The organism is Amycolatopsis sp. WAC 04169, from assembly GCF_003947535.1.
Classification (GTDB): domain Bacteria; phylum Actinomycetota; class Actinomycetes; order Mycobacteriales; family Pseudonocardiaceae; genus Amycolatopsis; species Amycolatopsis keratiniphila.
On the sequence record NZ_QHJI01000009.1, the window covers coordinates 158545 to 182153 of the forward strand.

The 23609-nt window shown below is 69.0% G+C and carries 24 protein-coding genes; 18 read left to right on the top strand and 6 right to left on the bottom strand.

Annotation, left to right across the window (positions count from 1 at the left end; all coding sequences use genetic code 11):
• Nucleotides 1–8: 8 nt before the first annotated feature.
• Nucleotides 9–3803 (top strand): hypothetical protein, encoded by a 3795-nt coding sequence (locus DMC61_RS25945; RefSeq protein WP_199750121.1) that lies wholly within the window; start codon nucleotides 9–11, stop codon nucleotides 3801–3803.
• Nucleotides 3804–4059: 256 nt separating this feature from the next.
• On the opposite strand, the gene DMC61_RS25950 is transcribed toward DMC61_RS25945, so the two are convergent.
• Nucleotides 4060–6174 (bottom strand): AAA family ATPase, encoded by a 2115-nt coding sequence (locus DMC61_RS25950; protein WP_072030635.1) that lies wholly within the window; start codon nucleotides 6172–6174, stop codon nucleotides 4060–4062.
• A gap of 122 nt (nucleotides 6175–6296) precedes the next feature.
• Here DMC61_RS25950 and rsmD point away from each other — a divergent pair, with 122 nt between their 5' ends.
• The 14 genes from rsmD to DMC61_RS26020 all read left to right on the top strand — a co-directional run bounded on the left by rsmD (nucleotide 6297) and on the right by DMC61_RS26020 (nucleotide 17110).
• Entirely contained in the window at nucleotides 6297–6851 is a 555-nt protein-coding gene (gene rsmD / locus DMC61_RS25955; protein ID WP_199750108.1) for a 16S rRNA (guanine(966)-N(2))-methyltransferase RsmD, read from the top strand.
• 52 nt (nucleotides 6852–6903) lie between these two features.
• Nucleotides 6904–7386, top strand: a complete 483-nt coding sequence (gene coaD / locus DMC61_RS25960) for a pantetheine-phosphate adenylyltransferase (RefSeq protein ID WP_016336395.1) — start codon at nucleotides 6904–6906, stop codon at nucleotides 7384–7386.
• 99 nt (nucleotides 7387–7485) lie between these two features.
• A complete protein-coding gene (locus DMC61_RS25965; RefSeq protein WP_125691994.1) occupies nucleotides 7486–8178 on the top strand; it encodes a ribonuclease domain-containing protein in 693 nt (230 codons plus the stop codon).
• A gap of 67 nt (nucleotides 8179–8245) precedes the next feature.
• The gene (locus DMC61_RS25970) at nucleotides 8246–8761 is read left to right on the top strand and encodes an RNA polymerase sigma factor (protein ID WP_125691997.1); all 516 of its coding nucleotides are present in this window, start codon (nucleotides 8246–8248) and stop codon (nucleotides 8759–8761) included.
• Entirely contained in the window at nucleotides 8761–9516 is a 756-nt protein-coding gene (locus DMC61_RS25975) for a hypothetical protein (RefSeq protein ID WP_125691999.1), read from the top strand. The genes DMC61_RS25970 and DMC61_RS25975 overlap by 1 nt, the downstream gene beginning before the upstream one ends.
• A gap of 119 nt (nucleotides 9517–9635) precedes the next feature.
• Nucleotides 9636–10361 (top strand): DivIVA domain-containing protein, encoded by a 726-nt coding sequence (locus DMC61_RS25980; RefSeq protein WP_043849099.1) that lies wholly within the window; start codon nucleotides 9636–9638, stop codon nucleotides 10359–10361.
• Between the two features lie 493 nt (nucleotides 10362–10854).
• Nucleotides 10855–11472, top strand: a complete 618-nt coding sequence (locus tag DMC61_RS25985; protein WP_016336390.1) for a DUF177 domain-containing protein — start codon at nucleotides 10855–10857, stop codon at nucleotides 11470–11472.
• A 72-nt stretch (nucleotides 11473–11544) separates the two neighbouring features.
• A complete protein-coding gene (rpmF, locus tag DMC61_RS25990) occupies nucleotides 11545–11727 on the top strand; it encodes a 50S ribosomal protein L32 (RefSeq protein WP_005160412.1) in 183 nt (60 codons plus the stop codon).
• A 15-nt stretch (nucleotides 11728–11742) separates the two neighbouring features.
• A complete protein-coding gene (gene rnc, locus DMC61_RS25995; RefSeq protein ID WP_172843579.1) occupies nucleotides 11743–12489 on the top strand; it encodes a ribonuclease III in 747 nt (248 codons plus the stop codon).
• 111 nt (nucleotides 12490–12600) lie between these two features.
• Nucleotides 12601–13959, top strand: coding sequence for a polysaccharide lyase 6 family protein (locus DMC61_RS26000; protein WP_125692001.1), 1359 nt, complete (start codon nucleotides 12601–12603; stop codon nucleotides 13957–13959).
• 37 nt (nucleotides 13960–13996) lie between these two features.
• Entirely contained in the window at nucleotides 13997–14857 is an 861-nt protein-coding gene (gene mutM, locus DMC61_RS26005; RefSeq protein WP_125692002.1) for a bifunctional DNA-formamidopyrimidine glycosylase/DNA-(apurinic or apyrimidinic site) lyase, read from the top strand.
• 67 nt (nucleotides 14858–14924) lie between these two features.
• Nucleotides 14925–15365, top strand: a complete 441-nt coding sequence (locus DMC61_RS26010; RefSeq protein ID WP_016336386.1) for a helix-turn-helix domain-containing protein — start codon at nucleotides 14925–14927, stop codon at nucleotides 15363–15365.
• The gene (locus tag DMC61_RS26015) at nucleotides 15366–15929 is read left to right on the top strand and encodes a hypothetical protein (RefSeq protein ID WP_125692004.1); all 564 of its coding nucleotides are present in this window, start codon (nucleotides 15366–15368) and stop codon (nucleotides 15927–15929) included. It abuts the gene before it with no gap.
• Nucleotides 15926–17110 (top strand): MAB_1171c family putative transporter, encoded by a 1185-nt coding sequence (locus tag DMC61_RS26020; protein WP_125692006.1) that lies wholly within the window; start codon nucleotides 15926–15928, stop codon nucleotides 17108–17110. The genes DMC61_RS26015 and DMC61_RS26020 overlap by 4 nt, the downstream gene beginning before the upstream one ends.
• Before the next feature lie 89 nt (nucleotides 17111–17199).
• Here the strand turns inward: DMC61_RS26020 and DMC61_RS26025 are convergent, their stop codons facing one another.
• From DMC61_RS26025 to DMC61_RS26040, 4 genes are read right to left on the bottom strand one after another with little or no spacing between them, the layout of a single operon-like run.
• Nucleotides 17200–17547: a DoxX family protein gene (locus tag DMC61_RS26025; protein WP_125692007.1), complete on the bottom strand. Its 348-nt coding sequence runs from the start codon at nucleotides 17545–17547 to the stop codon at nucleotides 17200–17202.
• A gap of 28 nt (nucleotides 17548–17575) precedes the next feature.
• Nucleotides 17576–18265, bottom strand: a complete 690-nt coding sequence (locus tag DMC61_RS26030; RefSeq protein ID WP_125692009.1) for an ABC transporter permease — start codon at nucleotides 18263–18265, stop codon at nucleotides 17576–17578.
• Nucleotides 18262–19149, bottom strand: coding sequence for an ABC transporter ATP-binding protein (locus DMC61_RS26035; RefSeq protein WP_125692011.1), 888 nt, complete (start codon nucleotides 19147–19149; stop codon nucleotides 18262–18264). Before DMC61_RS26035 ends, DMC61_RS26030 begins: the two co-directional genes overlap by 4 nt.
• Entirely contained in the window at nucleotides 19146–19523 is a 378-nt protein-coding gene (locus DMC61_RS26040) for a GntR family transcriptional regulator (protein WP_016336380.1), read from the bottom strand. Before DMC61_RS26040 ends, DMC61_RS26035 begins: the two co-directional genes overlap by 4 nt.
• Before the next feature lie 163 nt (nucleotides 19524–19686).
• On the opposite strand from DMC61_RS26040, the gene DMC61_RS26045 reads away from it, so the two are divergent.
• The 3 genes from DMC61_RS26045 (at nucleotide 19687) to aspS (ending at nucleotide 22909) form a co-directional block, all read left to right on the top strand.
• Nucleotides 19687–20010 carry a PadR family transcriptional regulator gene (locus DMC61_RS26045; protein WP_005160429.1) on the top strand — a complete coding sequence of 108 codons (324 nt, stop codon included), beginning with the start codon at nucleotides 19687–19689 and terminating at the stop codon, nucleotides 20008–20010.
• A complete protein-coding gene (locus tag DMC61_RS26050; RefSeq protein WP_125692013.1) occupies nucleotides 20007–21251 on the top strand; it encodes a DUF1700 domain-containing protein in 1245 nt (414 codons plus the stop codon). Before DMC61_RS26045 ends, DMC61_RS26050 begins: the two co-directional genes overlap by 4 nt.
• A 404-nt stretch (nucleotides 21252–21655) precedes the next feature.
• The gene (gene aspS / locus DMC61_RS26055; RefSeq protein WP_199750109.1) at nucleotides 21656–22909 is read left to right on the top strand and encodes an aspartate--tRNA(Asn) ligase; all 1254 of its coding nucleotides are present in this window, start codon (nucleotides 21656–21658) and stop codon (nucleotides 22907–22909) included.
• A 52-nt stretch (nucleotides 22910–22961) separates the two neighbouring features.
• Here the strand turns inward: aspS and DMC61_RS26060 are convergent, their stop codons facing one another.
• A complete protein-coding gene (locus DMC61_RS26060; protein ID WP_125692017.1) occupies nucleotides 22962–23486 on the bottom strand; it encodes a general stress protein in 525 nt (174 codons plus the stop codon).
• Nucleotides 23487–23609 lie beyond the last annotated feature (123 nt).

Genomic DNA, 23609 nt, shown 5'->3' on the forward strand with positions numbered 1-23609 from the left:
AGAGACCTTTGGACCCCGGGGACGATCCGTTGCTGGGGTTCGCCGCCGATCTCCGGCGTCTGCGGGAGAAGGCCGGGAATCCGACGTACCGGGAGCTGGGCAGGCGTGCCCACTACTCCGCGGGAACCCTCTCCGAAGCCGCCGGCGGGAAGAAGATGCCCAGCTTGGCGGTGACGTTGGCCTACGTCCGGGCGTGCGACGGGCCCGAGGAGGAGTGGGAGGCCCGATGGCACGACGTGACCGAGCGCACGCGCGGCGGAGTCCGTGATTCACCGGTTGCCGCGCCGAATGGGGAATCGCCACCTTATATCGGCCTGACCGCATTCGGGCCGGACGACGCGAGCCGATTCTTCGGTCGCGAACGACTTGTCGGAAAACTCGTCACGAGGCTTTCGGATCAACGATTCTTGGCGGTTCTGGGGGCTTCCGGTTCGGGTAAGTCGTCGTTGCTCCGGGCGGGTCTGCTGCCCGCGCTCGCCGAGTCCTCCGTCACCATGCTGATGACCCCTGGGTCCCGTCCGCTGCAGGAATGCGCCGTCCAGTTCGGCGCCGCGCTCGGGCTCGCCGCGGGCGGGCTGCTGGCCGAACTCACCGAACATCCGCGCAACCTCGGCTTGGCCGCCCGCCAGCTGGTCGCCGACCGCGAGGGCGACGTCGTGCTGGTCGTCGACCAGTTCGAAGAGGTCTTCACGCTGTGCCAGGACGCCGGCGAGCGGGCCGCCTTCCTGTCGGCGCTGGTCACCGCGACGACCGAGCCGGAGAGCCGGACGAGGGTCGTCCTCGGCATCCGCACCGACTTCTACACGCACTGCGCGCGGCATCCCGAGCTGGTCGAGGCCATGCAGGACGCGCAGATCCTCGTCGGCCCGATGAGCACCGAGGAGCTGCGGCAGGCCATCTCGCGGCCGGCGATCGACGCCGGGTACCGCGTCGAGAACGCGCTGGTCTCGCGGCTGGTCGTCGACGCGACCGGGCAGCCCGGCGTGCTGCCGCTGCTGTCGCACGCGCTGCTGGAGACCTGGCGCCGCCGCCACGGCAACACCCTCACCCTCACCGGCTACGAGTCCACCGGCGGGATCGAACGGTCGGTCGCGCAGACCTCCGAGCACACCTTCACCGCGCTGAGCGAACACCAGCAGCGGCTGGCGAACCAGATCTTCCTGCGGATGACCGCGCTCGGCGAGGGCACCGAGGACACGAAGCGCCGTATCACCCGCGACGAGGTGGACGCCGACGATCCGGACGTCGCCGTCGTGCTGGACAGGCTGGCGTCTTCGCGGCTGGTCACCCTCGACGACAACGGCATCGAGATCGCGCACGAGGCGCTGATCCGGGGCTGGCCGCGCCTGCGCGAATGGCTCGCCGAGGATCGCGAGGGCCTGCGTGTGCACCGCCAGCTCACCGAAGCGACCGACGCGTGGGAATCGGTCGGCCGCGACGACGGCTGGCTCTACCGCGGCGCCAGGCTGTCCATCGCCCGGGAGTGGGCGGCGGAACACGAGAGCGCGCTGTCCCAGCGCGAACGCCGCTTCCTCGAAGCGAGCGAGGCGATCGAGAACCAGGAGCAGGCCGTCGCACGGCGCCGCACCCGGCGGCTGCGCCAGCTGGTCGCGCTCCTGGCCGTCCTGCTGGTGCTGGCGACGGCGGCGATGGTGTACGCCGTCCGGGCCGAGCAGACCGCGACCGCCCAGCGCAACAGCGCGCTCGCGCAGAAGGTCGCCGGGCAGGCCGTCGCGATGCGGACGACGAACCCGGCGCTGGCCGCGCAGCTCGCGCTGGCGGCGTACCGCGTCGATCCGAGCGTCGACACCCGGGGCAGTGTGCTCGCGATGTTCGAATCGCCGTACTCGACCCGCGTCCGGGGACACGGCAACCGTGTCAACGCGGCGGCCCTGCGCGGCGACGGTCAGGTGATGGTGACCGGCAGCTGGGACCAGACGGCCAAGCTGTGGGACGTCAAGGATCCTCACCGCCCGCACGAGCTGGCCACGCTGACCGGGCACACCGGCAACGTCAACTCGGTGTCCTTCAGCGCCGACGGCGGCGCGGTCGCGACGGCGGGCTGGGACAAGACCGCGCGGTTGTGGAACGTCGCCGACCCGGCGAAACCCGGGCCGGGAGTGCTGGTCGGGGAGCACCTGGGGCGGGTCAACGCGGTGGCGTTCAGTCCGAAGGCCGCGGTGCTCGCCACCTCGGACGGCGAGGGCACGGTGCGCCTGTTCGACGTCCGCGACCTCGCGAAACCGGTGCTGGCGGCCACGCTGACCGGGCACACCGGCAACGTCAACGGGCTCGCCTACGCCCCCGACGGGCGGACGCTCGTCTCGACCGGCGCCGACAAGACCGTGCGGCTCTGGGACGTGGCCGACCCGGCCACGGCCAAACCCCTCAGAGTCGTGGAGGGACACACCGCCGGTGTCCATTCCGCGGCGTTCAGCCCGGACGGCCGGACGCTCGCCACCGCGAGCATCGACCAGACCACGCGCCTGTGGAACGTCGCCAACCTCATGGCGCCGTCACCATTGGCGACCATCGACTCGCACAAGGCCATCGTGCGGTCCGTGGCGTTCAGCCCCGACGGGACGACCCTGGCCACGACCGGTTTCGATCGGGCCGCGCGGCTGTGGGACATCACCGATCCGGCGAAGCCTCGCCAGAAACCGGCGCTCGTCGGGCACACCGCGGCCGTGGTCTGGGCGGTGTTCACGCCGGACAGCCGCACGCTGGTGACCGCGAGCGACGATCAGACGGCGCGGATGTGGGATCTGCCGGGGCCCGCGATCAGCGGCCCGGCGAAGCCGGCCTGCCGGGCGGTGTTCAGCGCCGACGGGAAACTGCTGGCCACCGGCAGCCAGGACGGCGTGGTGCGCCTGGTCGACGTGTCCGACACACGGAACCCGCGGGAGGTGGGCAAGGTCGGCGGGTTCGGCCAGGGTGTCTGCGGTCTCGCGTTCAGCCCGGACGGCAGGTCGCTCGCCGCCGGCTCCTGGGACCACACGATGCGGCTGATCGACGTCACCGATCCGCGGAAACCGGTCGACGCCGGCGTCTTCTACCGCCCGGCGGACGAGATCGACCCCGTCGCGTTCAGCCCGGACGGCCGGACTCTCGCGACCGCGGGTTCCGGGCACACGGTGAAGCTGTGGGACGTCGCCGACATCCGGCGCCCCGTCGAACTCGCGACCCTCACCGGACACGAGGACGACGTCCACTCGCTCACGTTCAGCCCGGACGGCCGCACCCTGCTCACCGGCGGCTGGGACCACACCGCCCGGCTGTGGGACGTCTCGATCGCGAAGGCGCCGAAGCAGCTTTCGGTACTGAAGGGACACTCCGACACGGTGTTCTCCGTGGCCTACAGCCCGGGCGGGAGACTCGTCGCCACCGGAAGCGCCGACCGCACGGCCCGGTTGTGGGACGTGACGGATCCGGCGGCGCCACGGGAGGCCGCGCTGCTGACCGGGCACACCGACAACGTCATCTCGGTGGCCTTCAGCGGCGACGGGAAAACCTTCTCGACCGGCAGCTACGACCGCTCCGTGCGACTATGGGATGTCTCCGATCCGGGATCGGTCCGCGAATCGGCGAACCTGATCGACGACGTCGACCGGGTCAACGCCGTGGCGTTCGCCCCCGATGGGCACACGCTCGCGGGCTCGGTCGCGGACGGCAGCGTGCGGTTGTGGGAGACCAGCCCCGAGCGGGCGGCCGAACGCATCTGCGCGACGGTGTACCCGCGGATCACGGCGGACGAGTGGGAACAACACCTGCCCGGGCTCGATTACCGGCCTCCGTGCCCGTGACCACGGCCGATTCGTTGTTCGGCGTTGTTGTTCGGTGGGATCGCCGTGACACCGAACAACGAAGAGGCGCTAGAAATACCCCTGGACGTGCGATGCGTCCCCACATCGTTCACTCACCGGGGGTCTGAAGGGCTCCTTCAGGGCATTCACCAGTGTCCTGAAGGAGCCCTTCAGCTTTTTTCGCCCGCGTTTCGTCCTCTGGATGCGGTAGTTGCACACGCAGCACCGCATTCAGAGGACGAAACGCGTGAGGTGATCAGGCCGACGGGATCCAGTCGGGGTTGGACGCCAGGACGGTCAGCTGCTGGGTCGCGCGGGTCAGCGCGACGTACAGCACCCGGCGGCCGGTGGTCGACTCCGTGATGAGGTCGTTCGGCTCCACCAGGACGACGGCGTCGTACTCGAGGCCCTTGGAATCGAGGCTGCCGACGACCTTGAGCCGCTCGTCCGAGAGTTCGGCGAGCCAGCCCTCGACCTCGGGCACCCGGTCCATGGCGGTGATCACGCCGACGGTGCCTTCGACGGCGCCCATCAGTTCCTTCACCGCGGCCTGCGTCGCCGCCTCCAGCCCGGACGCCTCGACGGGCCGGACCTCCGGGGTGACGCCGGTCTGCCGCACCGCGCGCGGAAGCTCGTCGGCCTCGGCGTGCCCCGCGACGACCTTGGCGGCCAGGTCGAAGATCTCCGCCGAGTTCCGGTAGTTGGTGCGCAGGGTGAACCGGCGCCGGGTCGTCTTGAGCCCGAACGCCTGGTCCCGTGCCATCGCGGCCTCGGCGGGATCCGGCCACGAGCTCTGCACCGGGTCGCCGACCACGGTCCAGCTCGCGTACTTGCCGCGCCGCCCGACCATCCGCCACTGCATCGGCGAGAGGTCCTGCGACTCGTCGACGACCACGTGCGAGTACTCGTCGTAGTGCTCGGGCCGGGTCGGGGCGCCACCGCGCTCCGGGTTGACCTCGACGTTCTGGCGGGCCCGGCGGCTCTTGGGCGGCGTGCCGATGAGGACGCGAAGCTCGTCGAGGAGCGCGACGTCCGCGATGGTCCAGCCGCGCGAGCGGTCGGCGAAGTCGGCCGCGAGCATGCTGATCTCGTTGCGGTTGAGCAGGCCCTTCGCCGCGGAGGCGAGCCGCTTCTCGGTGCCGAGCCACCGCAGGATCTGCGCCGGGTACAGGATCGGCCACCAGACCACCAGGAACCGGTGGAACTCGATGCGCTCGCCGAGCTCGGTGATCAGCTCGGCCTTGTCGATCTGACGGCCGTCGTCCTTCGCGTGCTGCTCGGCCTTCGCGGCGAGCGCGTCGAGCAGCAGCTCCGCGGCGCGGATCCGCGACCGGTTCGGCGGTCCGCCCGCGGTGTGCACCTTGCGGCGCACCTTGTCGAGCTCGCGCGCGTTGAGCCGCAGCACCTCGCCGCGGTAGACGATCTTCATGTCCTCGGGCGCGTCTTCCGGCGTGTCCCGCAGGGCGCGCAGCAGGATCTTCCGCATCCGCAGCGAACCCTTGATCGCCGCCAGCGGAGCCGGGTCCTGCCGGGTGGCTTCGAGGCCGTCGAGGACCTCGCCGAGCGCGCGCAGTTCGACGTTCGTCTCACCCATCGACGGCAGCACCCGCGAGATGTAGCTGGTGAACACCCCGGACGGGCCGATCACCAGCACACCCGCGCCGCCCAGCTGGCGGCGGTGGCGGTAGAGCAGGTACGCCGCACGGTGCAGCGCGACCGCGGTCTTGCCGGTGCCGGGGCCGCCGGTGATCTCGGTGACACCGCGCCACGGCGCCCGGATGACCTCGTCCTGTTCTTTCTGGATGGTGGCGACGATGTCCCGCATCTTCTCGCCGCGCGACCGGCCGAGCGCGGCCATCAGCGCGCCTTCGCCGACGATCTGCATCCCCTCGGGGACCGCGTCGGCGATGAGGACGTCGTCGTCGACGTCGAGCACGTTCTGGCCGGAGCACCGGATCACCCGGCGCCGGACGACGTCCATCGGCTCCTCGGCCGTCGCCTGGTAGAACGCCGCGGCCGCGGGCGCGCGCCAGTCGGTGACGAGGTTGTCGAACTCGGCGTCGCGGATGCCGAGACGGCCGACGTAGATGTGGTCGTTGTCGAGGTGGTCGAGCCTGCCGAAGACCAGGCCCTCGTACTCCGCGTCGAGGGTCTGGAGGGTCTGATTGGCGTGGTACACCATCATGTCCCGTTCGAACAGCATGGACGCCTGCTCGAAAATGGCTTCCCGCCCGGCGCCATGGCCGATCTCGTAGCCCTTGGTACGCATGGCCTCAGCCTGGGCTCGCAGCTCGGCGAGCCGGGTGTAGACGGTGTCCACATGGGCTTGCTCGATGGCGATCTCGGCCCGTCTGACCCGAGGTTCGGACACGCAACGCTCCTAAACGCTTCTATCGCCTCCGAGGGCGAAGGACGACTCTACGCGAGCTGGGCGGAGGCTTCACCAAGTCCCGGCCAACGTCACGGCGGAAGGCGTTGAGGCACGATGCTCCAATGACCAGGATCGTGGCGGGGACCGCGGGCGGCAGGCGGCTGAAGGTCCCGCCGAAAGGCACGAGGCCGACCTCGGAACGTGTGCGCGAGGCGCTGTTCAACGCGCTGGAGGTCGCCGGCGAGCTGCAGGGGGCCCAGGTCCTCGACCTTTACGCCGGTTCGGGCGCGCTCGGGCTGGAGGCGTTGTCCCGCGGCGCGTCGGGGGCGCTGTTCGTCGAGTCGGACCGGCGCGCGGCCGAAGTGCTCAAGGGGAACGTCGCCGCGCTGGGGCTCGGCGGCGCGGTCCGGGCGGGCGCGGTCGAGTCCGTCGTGGCCGCTCCGGCGCCGGAAACGTTCGACATCGTCCTCGCCGACCCGCCCTACGCTGTGGATTCCACCCGCCTGGGGGAGGTCATGGCCGCGCTCGCGGCGAACCGGTGGATCACGGACGGGGCGCTGGTGGTCATCGAGCGGGCCGCGCGGGACGGCGAGCCGGACTGGCCGGCGGGCTTCGAGCCGATGCGGACGAAGCGCTACGGCGACACGGCGCTCTACTGGGCCGAATATCAGGTGTGACGCAGGACGCGCAGAACGCGCAGGACGTTCCTCGCCTTGGTAGCGTCCGCGCATGCGGCGTGCGGTCTGTCCCGGGTCCTACGACCCGGCCACCAATGGACATCTCGACATCATCGAGCGGGCGGCCAAGCTGTTCGACGAGGTCGTCGTCGCGGTGGGGGTGAACAAGAGCAAGAAGGGCCTGTTCACCACCGAGGAGCGGATGGACATGCTGCGCGAGATCACCGCGAAGCTGCCGAACGTGCGCGTCGATTCCTGGCAGGGACTCCTCGTCGACTACTGCCGCGAGAACGACATCATCGCGGTCGCGAAGGGCCTGCGGTCGGTCAGCGACTTCGACTACGAGCTCCAGATGGCGCAGATGAACCGTGAGCTGACCGGGCTCGAAACCCTGCTGATGGCGAACAACCCGGCGTACGGGTTCGTGTCGAGCTCGCTGGTCAAGGAGGTCACCGCGCTCGGTGGCGACATCGAGCACCTCGTGCCGCCGATAGTGTTCAAACGCCTCTCGGAGAAGTACTCCGAACGAGGTTGACCCGAACGGCCGAAGCCGTTGGTCGGGCGCTGGTGAGCGGCGATGAAGAGTTCATCTCGACGCCTTCTGGTGAATACACGATCGGGTTACGGTCCGAAAATGACCAACAAACGATCGCGGATCGCCGCCGCGCTGCTCGTTCTGCTTGTCACCTTCTTCGGCGGACTGAGTGCCGCGCAGGCCACGGCCGCCCCCGTCTCGGTCCAGCAGAACCCGTGCGGGGATCTCACCGGGTTCAAGCACGTGTCGTTGTCGTCGCTGCCCGCCGAGGCGACGACGACCTACGACCTCATCAAGAAGGGCGGGCCGTTCCCGTACCCGGACAAGGACGGCACGGTCTTCTCGAACCGGGAGAACATCCTCCCGAAGTGCGCTTCGGCCTATTACCACGAGTACACGGTCCCGACGCCCGGCTCGCCGGACCGCGGCGCGCGGCGCATCGTCACCGGGAACGGCGGGGAGTTCTTCTACACCGCCGACCACTACAGGACCTTCTCCGTGATCGACGTCGACGGCACCCCGGCGCCGTCCTGCGGTGACACCTCGAAGCTGACGAAGATCGGCTACTCGACGCTTTCGTCCGCGGCCAAGTCCGTGGTGGACTCCGCGCGCGGTGGCGCGACCGGCACGGTCTACCAGAACCGCGAAGGGGTGCTGCCGTCGTGCGCCGCCGGCTACTACCAGCTGTTCCCGGTGGGCACGAACGACCGCGTGATCTCCGGCAAGGGCGGCGAGATCGTCTACACGCCGGACCGCTACGTCACCTTCAAGCTGGTGAACCTCGCCGGCTGATCCGCCCGTGCAACATTTCGTGCCTCCCCGTCCGTGAGATACACCGGAACACGGACGAGGAGGCACGATGCGGTCTGGGGACGATGCGAGCTTCAGGGAGTTCGCCAGGGACAAGGCGCTACCGCTCAGGCGGACGGCGTACCTGCTCTGCGGCGACTGGCATCTCGCGGAGGATCTGGTCCAAACCGCGCTCATCAAGCTCTACCGGGTCTGGCCGAAGGTCCGCCGGAAAGGGCCCGTCGACAACTACACGAGGCAGATCCTGATGCGCTGCTGGCTCGACGAGCGGCGACGACCTTGGCGGAGCAGGGAAAACCGCGACGGCGTCGTCCCCGAAGAGCCCGCCGCTCCCGCTGAGGCAGACATCTCGGAATCGCTGCTTCGCGCCCTCGCCGAAGTTCCCCCGAAACAGCGCGCCGCCGTCGTGCTGCGCTACTGCGCCGATCTCCCGGTCGCGGAGGTGGCCGTCGCGCTGCGCTGTTCGGAAGGGACGGTCAGGAGCCAGGCCGCGCGAGGACTCGACGTCCTCCGCGCGGCCCTGCAGAGACAGCACGACGAGGCTGCCTCCGGGAGGAGCGTGTGATGGACGAACTCGAAGACAGGCTGCGCGGGATCACCTTGGCCGAGCCCCCGCTCGGTTTCGACCCGGACGAGGTCGCCGGGAAGGCGGCGAAGAAGGCTCGGAACCGGCGAGGAGTCGTGGCCACAGGGGTCGCGACACTGGCGGTGATCGCGGCGGCGGTGGTGTTCGTGGCGCCCGGGGGCGGCCCCGCGCCGCTGGCGCCGGCGGCGTCGCAAGCCGCACCGAAGGACCCGCTCCAGCACCTGAAGGACGTGATGCCGAAGGTGCTCGCCGGCGCGAAGGACATCCAAGTGCGGGACTTCGTGGGGTTCGGGGACCTGAAGACCTCGGAAGTCAGGTACACCGATGCCGAAGGGAGGCCGCGGGGCGTCAACCTCACGATCGCCGGTCCGGTGAGCACGAAGGACGGATATCCGCGCGAAAACCGGTGTGACCCGGCGAAGCGGGCCGACGCGATCGGGTCGGATCGCAAGCCGACGCGGTGCGTGGAACTTCCCCAGCCGGACGGGAACTTCGTGGTGATCTCCGAAACCGCGCCGAAGTCGGCGGAATCGGACGGCGACGTCATCCTCGGTCAAGGTTTCACGACCGGGAGGGTCGTCACCCGCGGCGCGATCGCCTTCCCGCCCAGCGGCGGTGGCTCGGTCAACATCGCCGATCTCGGCACACTGGACGACGGCGACCGCGGTGCCCCGTCCTTGACCGACCAGCAACTGCTCGCGTTGGTCCTGGATCCGGCGTTCGCTCCGAGGTGATCATGGCGCGCGGTACCGGCGGGGACACGCCCGGTACCGCGCGCTTTCACCCCTTACGGCGGTGATGAGGGCAAACTGAACTCAGGGAATGTGGGGATCGCTGTAGGTAGGGAGTGGCCGTGTACCGGGTTTTCGAGGCGCTCGACGAGCTCGTCACCATCGTGGAGGAAGCCCGCGGCGTGCCGATGACCTCCAGTTGTGTCGTCCCGCGCGGGGACACCCTGGAACTGCTCGACGACATCCGTGACGCCCTGCCGGGCGAGGTCGACGACGCGCAGGACGTCCTGGACAAGCGTGATCAGCTGATCCAGACCGCCCGGACGGAGGCGGCGGAGACGATCTCCACGGCGAACACCGAGGCCGACCGCACGGTCGCCGACGCGCAGGCCGAGGCCGAGCGCATCCTCGCCGACGCCCGCGCCCGCGCCGAGCAGATGATGAGCGACGCGCACGCCGAGGCGGAGCGCATGGTCGCCGCCGGGCAGGCCGAGTTCCAGAACCTCACCGACCGCTCGCGTGCCGAGTCGGAACGGATGATCCAGGCCGGTCGCGACGCCTACGAGCGCGCCATCGAGGACGGCCGCGCGGAGCAGGCCCGGCTCGTCGCCCAGACCGAGGTCGTCCAGGCCGCGCACGGCGAGGCGGCGCGCATCGTCGACGAGGCGCACGTCGAGGCCGACAAGCAGCGCGGCGATTGCGACGCCTACGTCGACGGGAAGCTGGCCGAGTTCTCCGAGCTGCTGGCGACCACGCTGCGGACGGTCGACTCCGGGCGCAACCACCTGCGGTCGCCGGTCAACCTGCCGGGCAACAGCCGGACCTCGCTGTACGACTACCAGAGCTGATCGCCTGGGCCCCTCAAGTACGTGAAGGCCCCCTTCATTGCGCTAGACGCAATGAAGGGGGCCTTCACGCGCGGCCGCTGTGACTACTGGTGGTTATGGCGCACAGGCAGCGCTCCTGAAGGTAGTGAAGGCCTCCTTCACTACCTTCAGGGTAGGTAAGGAGGCCTTCACGGACGGGCTACTGCAGTAGCGGCTCGCTGGTCGGCGGCTTTGGATGCTTCGCGATGGGTGAGGGGAACTTCGAGGGACCCTGGATCCCTCAAGGGGGCCTTCACGGACTTACCTACTACCAGTCTGCCCAGAGTCGCGGCTCCATCCGGTGCGCCCAATGTGGCATCGGAGACGCTCAGTGTCCCCAATGCCACAGTGGGGGCACTCATCCGTCGAAGACTGGTGGGTGAACAAAGGCGATTCCCTCAAGGGGGCCTTCACGGACCTCACGAGCTCCGGCCGCCCGAAAGTGAGTGGCGGTACCTGCGTACCCTGGTGACCGATGTCTGAGAACAAGTCGCCGCAGGCCAAGCCTGCGCAGCTGGACGACCGGAACCCGTGGGTGCTCGACACCCGCGAGCTCGGCCGTCACGCCGGCCTGAGCAAGGCCGTCCAACGCTCGATCCCCGTCGAGACCGCGCTCGGAGTGCCCGACGTCATCACCATCGACGCCGGCTCCAGCCTGGAGCTCGACCTGCTGCTCGAATCCGTCGTCGAGGGTGTGCTCGTCAGCGGTACGGCGTCCGCCGTCGCGACGGGGCACTGCTCGCGGTGCCTCGACCCGATCACCGAGGACGTCGAGGTCGACCTGACCGAGCTCTTCGCCTACCCCGGCTCCGCGACCGAGGAGACCACCGACGAGGACGAGATCCCCCGCCTGGTGGACGACCGGATCGATCTCGAGCCGACGGTCCGCGACGCGGTGGTGCTGGCGTTGCCGCTGGCCCCGCTGTGCACCGAGGACTGCCGGGGACTGTGCACCGAATGCGGTGTCAAGTGGGCCGATCTCGAGCCCGGTCACGGGCATGAGAAGATAGACCCTCGGTGGGCCGCGCTGGTCGATCGTTTCGAGGACGAAACGGGCGATGACCAGGCCGATGGCCCCGGAAAGCAAGCCTGACGAGCACCAGCTCGTTCCGGAGAAGCAAGTTCGCTCGCGACCGCGGGCAGACCGTCTGAAGGAGATCTACTCGTGGCCGTCCCGAAGCGGAAGATGTCGCGATCCAACACCCGCGCGCGCCGCAGCCAGTGGAAGGCGGCTCCGGTTCAGCTGGTGCCCTGCTCCAACCGCGCCTGCAAGCAGCCGAAGCTCCAGCACATCGCGTGCCCGGCCTGCGGCCAGCACAACGGTCGCCAGGTCGTCGAGCCCGCCTGATCGGCAGCTGACGACATGGGGGGCAAGTCGGCCGGTGGACCACCCGCGGACCCAGCACCACTGCTCGAAGCACTCGGGATCACGATCGAGCCCGAGCTGCTGACGCTGTCGTTGACCCACCGTTCTTATGCCTATGAGAACGGTGGGTTGCCGCCGAACGAGCGTCTGGAGTTCCTCGGGGACGCGGTGCTGGGCCTGGTCGTCACCGACCACCTCTACAACACCCATCCCGAACTGGCCGAAGGTCAGCTCGCGAAGCTCCGTGCCAGCGTGGTCAACATGCACGCGCTGGCCAGGGTCGCGCGCGGCCTCGGCGAGGGCGGGCTGGGCAGGCACCTGTTGCTGGGCAAGGGCGAAGAGCTCACCGGCGGCCGGGACAAGGCGAGCATCCTCGCCGACGGGCTCGAAGCCGTCATCGGCGCCGCGTACCAGCAGCACGGCATCGACGTCGCGCGCAAGCTCGTGCACCACCTGTTCGACGGCCTGCTCGCCGAGGCGCCGCTGCGTGGCGCCGGCCTGGACTGGAAGACCAGTCTCCAGGAGCTGACGGCGTCGGCCGGGCTCGGCGTGCCCGAGTACAAGGTCGAGGACACCGGGCCGGATCACCGCAAGGAGTTCAGCGCCACCGTCCTCGTCGGCGGGCGTGAACTCGGCTACGGCTCGGGAACGACCAAGAAGGAAGCCGAGCAGAAGGCCGCCGAGACGGCCTGGCGTCAGCTTTCGGCCGAGCTCGACATCGAGCAGCCGCCGAAGACGACCTGAGTCCCCTTCACCGGGACGGTTCGTTGACGCACGAGCCGGTGAATCAGTAACCTCATCGCAGTCCGCCGCCACTGACGCGACCGTTCAGGTCGCCTGTCGAGAGGTCGGCGGATGCGTCATTTCTGCCTGGTCACAGCCGCGATCCTGGCGCTCGTGACCGGTCCTGCCACGGCTTCGGCCGCCCAAGTCGTCCGGGTGACGTCGTTGAGCGCGTTGCAGGCGGCGATCGACAAAGCCGGCCCCGGCGACGAGATCCGGCTGGCCGACGGGAGCTATTCCGCGGGCTCGGCCATCGCGATCAAACGGTCGGGAACGGCGAACGCGCCGATCACCATCACCGCGGAACACGTCGGCAAGGCCGAGATCAAGGGTTCCGCGGGTTTCTCGTTCTCTTCGGGTGCTTCGCACGTCGTGCTGCGCGGGTTCAAACTCCGGCACGGTGGCTCGATGAGCGTGCCGGTGGGCAGCACGCACAACCGGCTGACGCGGCTCGACGTCCAGCTCTCCGGCGGCGGCAACTGGGTCACGCTCAACGGTGACGACACCGAGTTCGACCACAACGTCATGCAGAACCGCACCACCCAGGGCGTCTTCCTGCAGGTGCTCGGCCCGGCCAAGGACATGGCGAAACGGGTCAAGGTGCACCACAACTACTTCTCCAACCACAAGTTCACCGGTTCGAACGGTGGAGAATCGATCCGGTTCGGGCTGAGCCACCACCAGAAGTATTCGGCGGGCGGGGTCGTCGAGTACAACCTGTTCGAGAAGGCCGACGGGGATTCCGAGGCGATCTCCGTGAAGTCGTCGGACAACGTCGTCCGGTACAACACGATCCGCGACAGCCGCGGCTTCATCGTGCTGCGCCATGGGGATCGCAGCGTGGTGGAGGGGAACATCCTGCTGGGCCGGTCCGGGATCCGGTTCCACGGAAACGACCACAAGATCGTCAACAACTACGTGCACACCACGGCGAACCGCGGGATCGTCTTCGGCTCGGGCAACGAGGCGGACAGCGGGCCGGACAGCAAACTCCACGACCGGCCCGACCGGGTCGTGGTCGCGTACAACACCGTCGTCGGGACCACCGACGGCATCCACGGCGACGGCGGCGACTTCAAGCCCAAGGACTGCGTGCTCGCGAACAACATCCTGCAGGGGACCGGGAAACTCGTGAGCATGCCGGGCGGTTCGGACGTGAAGTACGAGGGGAACATCGCCTGGGGCGGGCCCGCGGGAATGCCTTCGGGCGGCTACAAGGCCGTCGACCCCAAGCTGGTGCAGGACGGGTTGTACCGGCTGTCCCCGGGGAGCCCGGCGGTCGACGCCGGTGTCGGCTCCTACCCGTACGCCGGCACCGATTTCGACTTGCAGAAGCGGTCCGGGAAGTACGACGTCGGAGCCGACGAACTGCTGCCGGGAGGGGCTCGGAAAGCCTTGACGAAGGCGGATGTCGGGCCGCTCGCTCCCTGACCGTCCGCACCGGTCCGCCGGTGGGAGAATCGACGGCATGCCCGAACTCCCCGAGGTCGAGGTGGTCCGTGCCGGGCTCGAGGCGCATGTCTCGGGCCGGACGATCACCGAGGTCGAAGTCCTCCACGCCCGCGCGATCCGCCGTCACGAACTCGGCGCCGAGGATTTCAGCGGACGGCTCTCCGGCGTGAAGATCACCGCGGCCCGGCGCCGCGGCAAGTACCTGTGGCTGGAGCTCTCCGACGGCCAGGCCATGCTCGCGCACCTCGGCATGAGCGGTCAGATGCTCGTCCAGCCCGGGGACGCGCCCGACGAGAAGCACCTTCGCGTGCGATTCCGCTTCGCCGACAAAGGGCCGGAGCTGCGCTTCGTCGATCAGAGGACCTTCGGCGGGCTCGCGCTCGCGGAACTCACCGAGGTCGACGGGACGGCGTTGCCGGGCACCATCGCGCATATCGCCCGCGACCCGATGGACCCGCGGTTCGACCTCGACCAGGCCGTCCGCGCGCTGCGGTCGAGGCGGACCGAGCTCAAACGCGCGCTGCTCGACCAGACGCTCGTCTCCGGGATCGGCAACATCTACGCCGACGAGGCGCTCTGGCGGTCCAAGCTCCACTGGGCCCGCCCGACCGACAGGCTCACCACGGCCCACGGCCGCACCGTGCTCACCCACGCCAGCGAGGTGATGGCGGAGGCGCTGGTCGTCGGCGGGACCTCGTTCGACGCGCTTTACGTCAACATCAACGGCGAATCCGGATACTTCGACCGCTCGCTCGACGCCTACGGCCAGGAAGGACTGCCCTGTGGCCGGTGCGGGACGGCGATCCGGCGCGACCCCTTCATGAACCGTTCGTCGTTCTCCTGCCCGCGTTGCCAGCCGAAGCCGCGCACGAGGTGAAAACTGTCGTGTACGGGGCGGGGGCCGCGTCAACTAGCATGAACGGGCACGAGAGGTAGGGAGTGGGATGGTGGCCGCGACCGAGCCCGGTAAGACGACGCTCGCCGAGAAGATCGACAAGCTGTTCCAGATCGTGCTGAGACCCGATCGCGAGCCGTACAGCCACGAAGAGGTGGCCAAGGCGTGCCGTGAGGCCACCGGCGAGAGCTTTTCGACGACGTACCTGTGGCAGCTGCGCACCGGCCGCCGCGACAACCCGACGAAACGCCACCTCGAGGCGCTCGCCCAGTTCTTCGGCGTCTCGCCCGCGTACTTCTTCGACGACGAGCAGAGCGCCAAGATCGCCGAGGAACTCGCGCTCCTCGGCGCCCTTCGCGACGCGGGCGTCCGCGACGTCGCGCTCCGGGCCGTAACGCTTTCCCCCGACGGACTCGACACCATCAGCGACATGATCGACGCGATCGCCCGCAGGGAATCCGGACGGGGCGGCCAGAAGAAGGAGTCGTGAGTGGATCGCCGCCGTAAGGAGTTGTGGCGCCGCTGCCGGAATCTCGCCGACGGCGTGGCGCTTCCCGAACCCTTCGACGCGGAGTCCTTCGTCGCGGAGCTGGCGGCAGAGCGCGGCCGCCCGATCGAATTGATGCAGGTCAGCGTCCCCTCCAGCGGCCCCTGCGGGCTGCTGATGAGCACCGAACGCGCGGACTACATCCTCTATCCGACCAACACCACCGCCCTGCACCGGCGGCATATCCTGCTGCACGAGGTCGGCCACCTCCTGTGCGGTCACGTCGGTGCGGCCGCGGGGGCCGACGGGGTCGCGCTCGACGCGGCCGCCGGCCAGGCCCTCATGCCGAATCTCGCACCCGAACTCATCCGCCGTGTGCTCGGCCGCACGAGTTACAGCGCCGTCGAGGAGCAGGAGGCCGAACTGCTCGCCAGCCTCCTCGCGCAACGCGTCGCGCGGACGTCGGTGCGTGGCACGGCCCGGCTCGACGAGAGCGCGAGCGATCTCGCGGGCGGGATGGCCAGGGTCGACAACCTCTTCGGCAGCCGGAAAAGGCGTCTGCCGTGATCGAGACCATCGCGTACTTCTGTTGCGTGGTGGCGTTCGCGGGTTTCGGCTACAAGCTGATCCAGGCCCGGCACACCCAGCCCCGGCGGCGGATGTGGTTCCTCAGCGCCTTCGGGATGTGCATCGCGGGCGGCATCATGCTGCTCACCCCGGCCATGGAGAACGCCGTCGGCGTCGAAGAACCCGTCGGCAGTCTCCTGAACCTCGCGGCCGATCTGCTCAAGATCGGCGCGATGGCCTTCGCGGTCGCGTTCGCGCATTCGCTGAAACTGGGGGAGGGCAAGCGGATCGGCTGGCACGCGGTGCTGTCCTGGACCGTGGTGGCCGCCGAGATCGCGCTCTTCTTCCTCTCCGGCAGCTACCGCGTCGGCGAGCACACCGCCGCCGGACCGGGCGGGCTCGGCTGGTTCGTCGCGTACAACGTTCTTTTCCTCGTCTACGGTCTGATCAGCCTGCTGACGTTCTCGATCGTCTTCGCCCGCTTCGCGCTGCACGCCGATCCCGGGCCGCTTCGCACGGGGCTGTGGCTGCTCGTCGGCGGCGGGGTTTCCGCGCTGGGCTGGACTTTCTGGGACGTCGACGACATCTACATCCTCGCCACCACCGGCGCGGTCGACGCCGGCGAGGACACGCTCTCGGCGATCCTGGCGGCGCTGAGCGTCGGGCTCGCCGGGGCGGGCGCGACGCTCAGCGTGTGGGGGCCCGCGCTGGCCGCCCCGTTCCGGCTGATCGGCATGTACCGGACGTACCGGCGGATCGAACCGTTGTGGGCCGCACTGCGCGAAGCCGTCCCGGGAATCGCGCTGGACCCGGGCCCCGGTATGCCGGGCGGTGTCGAATTCGCCTTGTACCGCAGGGTGATCGAGATCAGGGACGGCCATCTCGCGCTGCGGCCCTACTTCGATCCGGACCTCCCGCCCGTCGCGGAAGCCGAAGCACGCAAGGCGAAGATCCCCGAAGCCCGCGTGGCCGCGACGGTCGAGGCCGCGACCTTGGCCGCCGCGCTCGCCGCCTCCGAGGCTGGCCGCCGGTACGCCCCCGACGACGTTCCGGCGACCTACCTCGACGAGCCCGACATCGCCACCGAAGCGGCGTGGCTGGTGGAGGTCACCCGCGCCTGGCGACGGTCCGCGGTGGTCGGGCGGGTTCGCGACCGGGCCCGCGAACCCGATCTCACGTGATCGAAGCCGTAACTCGCGTGATTGAAGGCGTCATACACGAGTTACGCCCTCAATCACGTGAGTTCCGCCTCCAATCACGCGAGTTACGGCTAGACGATCGCGGTGACGGCGGCCGCCGCCGAGACCAGCGCGAGCCAGACCGGCGGGGCGATGTCCTTGATCCCGTCGCCCGCTCGCGCGTGGGAGATCGCCGCCCCGATCAGCAACGCCGTCAGCCCGATCGCCGCGGCGACCCCCAGCGGCGGCCAGAAGAATCCGGCCGCCAGGCCCGCCGCCCCGGTGATCTCCAGCGCGCCGATCCCCTGGATCCCCCGGACCGAGAAGCCGAGCCTCTCGGTCCGGGAGACCAATGCCGGCTGACGCAGGACCTTCGCCACCCCCAGTACGGCGAAGATCGCGATCAGCAGCACCGACAACACCACATGAGCCACGGCCATCACGGAACTCCTTGGTGTGGAAGGATTTTCAGACGGTGACGCGGCGCATCGTGGCGAACCCACCCGCCCCGGCGAGGCAGACCAGCAACGCGAGCACCCCGGTCATCCCGCCGACGGTCAACGTGCTGAAGAACTCCCCGAGCTTCGGCCAGGAATCGGTCCAGCTGAGCACCAGCACCGCGCCCAGCAGCACCAGGACCTGCGCCGCGCTGAACAGGACGACACCCACCACCGCGGCGCGCCGGTAGATCAGGCCGTACCACATGCCGTAGACGAACATCAGCAACAGGAACACGAACGAGGTGAGCAGGGTCAGGTACCAGGGACCGTTGAGCAGCCAGGGAACGCGGAAATAGTTGAGGCCGAGCCCCCAGCCCCCGGTCCCGTCTTCGATCACCTGGAACACGGTGATCCCCACCGCGTACAGCGCGGAGAGCCCGGCGACCAGCAGGATCGTGCCGAGGTAGTAGGACCGCCTCGACACGCCGAGCGCGAGCCCGAAAGGGAGCGATTTCGTCATGCTCAAGGCCCCGCAGACGAGCATGAACACGAACAGCGTGGACAGGCCGCCGGAGTAGTTCTCCTCGGGTGTTTCGGGGATCAGCGAGAAGATCGCGAGATTCACCCCGAAGGCGAAGAACGTGACGCCGACCGGGAGGACGACGTACTGGAGCCGGTCCACCAGGTGGTAGCGCGCGACGTTGACCAGGGTTTTCATGCGGACGCCTCCTCTGCGGTCTGTCCGTTGGAGGTGTGCACCATCAACTGCTGCAAGGAAAGCGGCTCCAGCTTCAGGTGCAGGGCCTTGGCCTTCGCCTTGTCGGCGGGGGCGAGCGCGTCGGCGACGGTGACCGAAGCGCGCGACCCGATCTTGCGGCGGTGCAGCACCCGGCGGCCGGTGACGAAGTCGTCCACCGCGAGGGCGGGGCCGGAAACCGTGACGGCCGTGCCGCGCAGTTCGTCGGCGGGCGCGTCGAGGACGACGCGGCCCTTGTCGATCATCACCACGTGCTCCAGCAGATCGGCGACCTCGTCGATCAGGTGCGTGGAGAGCAGGATCGTGCGGGGATGGGCCGAATAGTCGTCGAGCAACCGGTCGTAGAACAGCTGGCGCGCGACGGCGTCGAGGCCGGCGTACGGCTCGTCGAGCAGCGTGAGCTCCGCCCTGGCAGCAAGTCCGATCGTGATCGACAGCGCCGAACGCATCCCTCGCGAGAGCTTCTTGATCGGGCGTTTCGTCGGCAGATCGAAATCGCGGAGCAGGTTTTCAGCCAGTTCCGCGTCCCAGTTCGGGTAGAACCACGACGCCGCCGAAAGCGCGTGCTGCACCTTGAAATCCGGGAACTGCTGGTCTTCGCGGACGAGCACCAGGCGCCGCAGCACCCGCTCGTTCTCGACCGGGGTCTCCCCGAACACGCGGACCGAGCCGGTGCTGGCGAACTCCTGTGCGGTGACGATGCGCAGGAAGGTGCTCTTGCCCGCGCCGTTGCGGCCGAGCAGGCCGGTGATCTTGCCTTCTTCGATGTCGACCGAGACATCGCCGAGCGCCAGGTGGTCGCCGTAGCGCCGGGTCAGGCCGGTGGTCGAAATGGTCGGCGTCATGCGGCGGGTCCTCCGTTCCGGTGTCCGTTCCCGCGGATGAGCGAGATCAGGGTTTCGTCGTCGATGCCGAGGCGCTTCGCTTCGATGAGCATCGGGTCGAGGTACTGCTCGGCGAACCGCTGCCGCCGGTCGGTGAGCAGCTTCTGCCGCGCGCCGGCGGCCACGAACATGCCGATACCCCGCCGTTTTTCGAGCAGGCCGTCGTCGGCGAGCACGTTGATCCCCTTGGCCGCCGTCGCCGGATTGATCCGGTAGAAGGCGGCGAGTTCGTTGGTTGACGGCACGCGTTCCCCCTCGGCCAGGCTTCCCTCGGCGATGTCGTCGGCGATCTGTTCGGCGATCTGCACGAACAGGGGTGTTCCTTCGTCGAGCACGACACCTCCGTCCCCAGTCTTCGAGCACCTTCTCGGGTGCGGTGGTTCATTACTGGACTAAGTAACCCATGAACCACCTGTCGGACGCAAGTGGCTTCCGCCGTGCGCACTACTGTGCAATGCGTGGTACCTTCTCTTGCGTAAGACTGGGAGGGACGCGACTGTGGAGATCAGTCAGCTACTTAAAGGCGTGCTGGACCTCGCCGTTCTCGCGGTGCTTCGCGGAGAGGACGGCTACGGCTACGACGTGCTCCGAAGACTCCGCGTCGCGGGGTTGCAGGAGGTGGGCGACGCTTCGGTGTACGGGACGCTTCGGCGGCTGTACAAGGCAGGCCTGCTGACGTCCTATGTGGTGCCGAGCGAGGAAGGCCCGCACCGCAAGTACTACAGCCTCAACGAGCCGGGTCGTCAGCGCCTCGAAGAGTCGGGGCAGACCTGGCGGACTTTCGCCACGACAATGAACAGCCTGTTGGGAGAGGCAGCATGAGCACGCAGAATCCGACCGCCGTGCGGGTGTATCTGGCGAGGGTCAGGAGCGCGCTCGCCGACCTGCCCGAGAGCGAAGTCGAGGAGATCCTCGAAGACGTCCGGCCGCATCTCGCCGAGATGGAGGCGGAACTGGGGGAGAACCCCAAGGTCGACGCCTTGATCGAACGTCTGGGGAGCCCGGAAGGCTACGCCGCCGAATTGCGGGCGTCCGGCGGCTATCCGCCGCGTCCGCCCGACGCGGACGGCAAGACCACCGTGCTGAAGGTGAAGACCGGGATCGGCGGAGCGCGGTTCGCGTTCTGGGGCTTGGTGTTCTCCGTCGGCGGCTTCGCGCTGTTCGGCTTCGCGGCCGCGGTGTGGGTGCGGGTGGAACCGTTGCTGGGCCTGCTTTTCGTCGCTCCCGTGCTCGCGATCAGCGTCGCCTACGTGGTGCGGAAGGGAGTCGCGCCGATCGCGGAACTGCCCGAGGTGGTCAAGCTCCGCGAGATCGCGACGTCGTTCCAGAACAACCGGAACAGCAAGGGAGTCAACTACTTCCGCACGCTGAAGCCGGCGTGGTGGGTGCTGTGCGCGGCGGTGCTGGTGATCTTCGGCCTGCTGCTCGTGCTGCGCGACACCGAGGCCGTGCTGTTGCTGCCGCTGATGCTGCTGGCCGCCGTCGCGGTGGTCTGGGCGGGGCCGAAGCTGAAGACCGACCGGCGGCTGCTGTGGCTGGCCGTGCCGATCTCGGCGTTCGTCATCGGCAGCATGCTCGGCGGGGCGGGCGCGGCGGTCGATCTGATCGCGAAACGGTCCTACGGCGGTGGTTCCTACCCGTCGAGCTACAACGGTGGCTACAACGACAACTACGGCAACCCGCAGTTGATGTACGGCAGCCAGGACGTCGAGAACATCTACGCGTTCGACGCGGAGGGCAAGCCGCTGACCGAGATCTACCTCTACGACGAGGAGGGCCGTCCGCTCAACACGACCCGGTACGCCTGCGAGCGGAGCACGGGCGAGAAGCGGAAGGTCGGCGACGACAACCGCTATCCGCGGCCGCGGCTCGAACGGGGGGTCCAGGACTACGACGGAAACCTCAACGGCTACAACGGTTCCCGCGCTTATTGCCAGGAGAGGACCGAGGTGCCGTTCAGCGCCGCGATCCCGAAGATCACCCCGGCGCCGCCTTCCACGACCGCCCAGGCGCCGCCTTCTTCCCCCGCGCCGCCGTCGAACTCCACCCAGCCGACGCGCTAGGTGGCCCGGGTGGAGGCGGACGCCGGGGGCCGCCTCCACCCGCGTTTCGTCCTCTGAATGCGGTGGTTCGCGTTGCCAACGACCGCATTCAGAGGACGAAATGCGGATGCGGCAAGTACCGAAGGGGACGTAACCTCCGGGGCAACGCGCTGACGGAGACGAGTAGCCGAGAGGGCACGCGAGCCAGAGAGCCGCCGGTAGCTGGGAAAGCGGCCTCGCGTCTTTCGGTGAAGACCCTCCCGAGTGCGGGGAGGAACGGCGCCCGCGCCCCATGCCCCGCCGTCCGGCCCTCGTCACGGGCCTTCGAGGCCGCCGTTTCGGCGGCGGCGAAAGTGCGGTGGTACCGCGAGTTCCCTTCTCGCCCGCACTCCCAAGGGGTCGCGCACATCCGTACTGGAGTTGTGATGATCTCGCGTGTCCTCGCCGCCGACCTGCCCCGGCACGTCGGCGGCCGTGTCCGTATCGCCGGCTGGGTGCATCGCCGGCGCCGACTGAAAACCGTCACCTTCCTGGTGATCCGAGACCGCTCCGGGCTCGCCCAGGTGGTTCTGGCCGAACCCGGTGGCCCGCCGGAGGAGACCGTCGTCGAAGTCGAAGGTCTCGTCACCGCGAACCCTCAGGCGCCGGGCGGGCTGGAACTGACCGAACCGTCCGTCGGCCTGCTTTCCGAACCCGCCCAGCCGCCGCCGTTCGAGCTCTACCGTCCGTCGGTGGCCGCCGCGCTGCCCACGGTGCTGGACAACGCCGCCGTCGCGCTGCGGCATCCGCGGCTGAAAGAGGTCTTCACGATCGCGGCGGCGAGCGTCGCCGGGTTCCGGTCGGCGTTGGACGGGCTCGGATTCACCGAAATCCACACGCCCAAGATCGTCTCTTCGGCCACGGAGTCCGGTGCGAACGTCTTCGGCATCGACTACTTCGGCAAGCGGGCCTTTCTGGCGCAGTCCCCGCAGTTCTACAAACAGGCGCTGGTGGGGGTCTTCGAGCGGGTCTACGAGGTCGGCCCGGTCTTCCGCGCCGAACCGCACGACACGGCGCGGCATCTCGCGCAGTACACGAGCCTCGACGCCGAACTCGGCTTCGTCGGCGACCATCGCGACGTGATGGCGGTGCTGCGGGAGGCGATCGCGGGAATGGCCGCCGCGGTTCCGGAGGCGGGCATCGAGGTGCCCGAGGAGATTCCGGCGATCCATTTCGCGGAGGCGCAGGAACTGGTCGCGCGGTTGTCGGGCGAAGACCCGCGTGGTGAGCCCGACCTCGCGCCCGCGCACGAGCGGCTGCTTTCGGAGTGGGCGCTGCGCGAACACGGGTCGGAATTCCTGTTCGTCACCGGGTATCCGATGGCGAAGCGGCCGTTCTACACGCATCCGGACCCGGCGCGGCCCGGGTACTCCCACAGTTTCGACCTGCTCTTCCGCGGGCTGGAACTGGTGACCGGCGGGCAGCGGCTGCACCGGCACGCGGACTACCTCGCCGCGCTGGCCGCACGCGGGGAATCCGCCGAGCCGTATCGGGACTACCTGGCGGTCTTCGCGCACGGGATGCCGCCGCACGGCGGGTTCGCGCTCGGGCTCGAACGCTGGACGGCGCGGTTGCTCGGGCTGCCCAACGTCCGTCAGGCGACGCTCTTCCCCCGCGACCTGCACCGGCTGACCCCGTGAAAGCCGCGAGCCGGCACCTCGCGAAGAGGTGCCGGCTCGCATGGGGTGAGGCTCAGTGGTGGAACGCGCTCCTGGCGGCCAGGTCGGCCAGCAGGGCGCGGCCCTTCTCGGCGTTGCGCGGCTGGGCCAGGACGTCGTAACGCCGGGCGACCAGCTGGCTCTGCGAGATGAACCCTCGCTTGTTCTTCGACGACGCGTACCCCAGCGCGCCGAACAGCAGGTTGAACCCGATACCGCCGACCAGGCCGACGATGATCGGCACCAGCCCGGCGCCCGGGTTCAGCAGGCTCAGCACGAGCCCGAGGAACACACCGAACATCGCGCCGGACAGCGCGGAGCTGGTCAGCACCTTGCTCCAGCCCATGCGCCCGGCGATGCGCTCCACCAGGATCGGCTCGACACCGACGATGGTCACGTCCGTGATCGGGAAGTCCGTTCCCGCGAGGTGGTCGACGGCACGCTGCGCTTCGGAGTACGACTCGTAGGAGCCGATCGGCCACCCGCTGGGCAGCGTCGGGAGCTGAGCCCGCCCCTGGGGCTCGGTGAACGTGGTCTGCTGCGTGAATGCCTGTGTCATTCCTTCTCACCTCTCTTGATCCGTACAACGTCCCGGATGCGCGGATCTCCTCCCGGTGCGGCGGGATTCACAGCATCTTCTCAGCCGGGCATCGCAGACAATCCGCCCAGGGATCAACTACGG

Excerpts from the sequence above, each read along its gene's own strand:
- rsmD (WP_199750108.1), top strand. The coding sequence starts at position 6,297 with ATGACCAGGATCGTGGCGGGGACCGCGGGCGGCAGGCGGCTGAAGGTC.
- coaD (WP_016336395.1), top strand. The coding sequence starts at position 6,904 with ATGCGGCGTGCGGTCTGTCCCGGGTCCTACGACCCGGCCACCAATGGA.
- DMC61_RS25965 (WP_125691994.1), top strand. The coding sequence starts at position 7,486 with ATGACCAACAAACGATCGCGGATCGCCGCCGCGCTGCTCGTTCTGCTT.
- DMC61_RS25970 (WP_125691997.1), top strand. The coding sequence starts at position 8,246 with ATGCGGTCTGGGGACGATGCGAGCTTCAGGGAGTTCGCCAGGGACAAG.
- DMC61_RS25975 (WP_125691999.1), top strand. The coding sequence starts at position 8,761 with ATGGACGAACTCGAAGACAGGCTGCGCGGGATCACCTTGGCCGAGCCC.
- DMC61_RS25985 (WP_016336390.1), top strand. The coding sequence starts at position 10,855 with ATGTCTGAGAACAAGTCGCCGCAGGCCAAGCCTGCGCAGCTGGACGAC.
- rnc (WP_172843579.1), top strand. The coding sequence starts at position 11,743 with ATGGGGGGCAAGTCGGCCGGTGGACCACCCGCGGACCCAGCACCACTG.
- DMC61_RS26000 (WP_125692001.1), top strand. The coding sequence starts at position 12,601 with ATGCGTCATTTCTGCCTGGTCACAGCCGCGATCCTGGCGCTCGTGACC.
- mutM (WP_125692002.1), top strand. The coding sequence starts at position 13,997 with ATGCCCGAACTCCCCGAGGTCGAGGTGGTCCGTGCCGGGCTCGAGGCG.
- DMC61_RS26010 (WP_016336386.1), top strand. The coding sequence starts at position 14,925 with ATGGTGGCCGCGACCGAGCCCGGTAAGACGACGCTCGCCGAGAAGATC.
- DMC61_RS26025 (WP_125692007.1), bottom strand. The coding sequence starts at position 17,547 with ATGGCCGTGGCTCATGTGGTGTTGTCGGTGCTGCTGATCGCGATCTTC.
- DMC61_RS26030 (WP_125692009.1), bottom strand. The coding sequence starts at position 18,265 with ATGAAAACCCTGGTCAACGTCGCGCGCTACCACCTGGTGGACCGGCTC.
- DMC61_RS26035 (WP_125692011.1), bottom strand. The coding sequence starts at position 19,149 with ATGACGCCGACCATTTCGACCACCGGCCTGACCCGGCGCTACGGCGAC.
- DMC61_RS26050 (WP_125692013.1), top strand. The coding sequence starts at position 20,007 with ATGAGCACGCAGAATCCGACCGCCGTGCGGGTGTATCTGGCGAGGGTC.
- aspS (WP_199750109.1), top strand. The coding sequence starts at position 21,656 with ATGATCTCGCGTGTCCTCGCCGCCGACCTGCCCCGGCACGTCGGCGGC.
- DMC61_RS26060 (WP_125692017.1), bottom strand. The coding sequence starts at position 23,486 with ATGACACAGGCATTCACGCAGCAGACCACGTTCACCGAGCCCCAGGGG.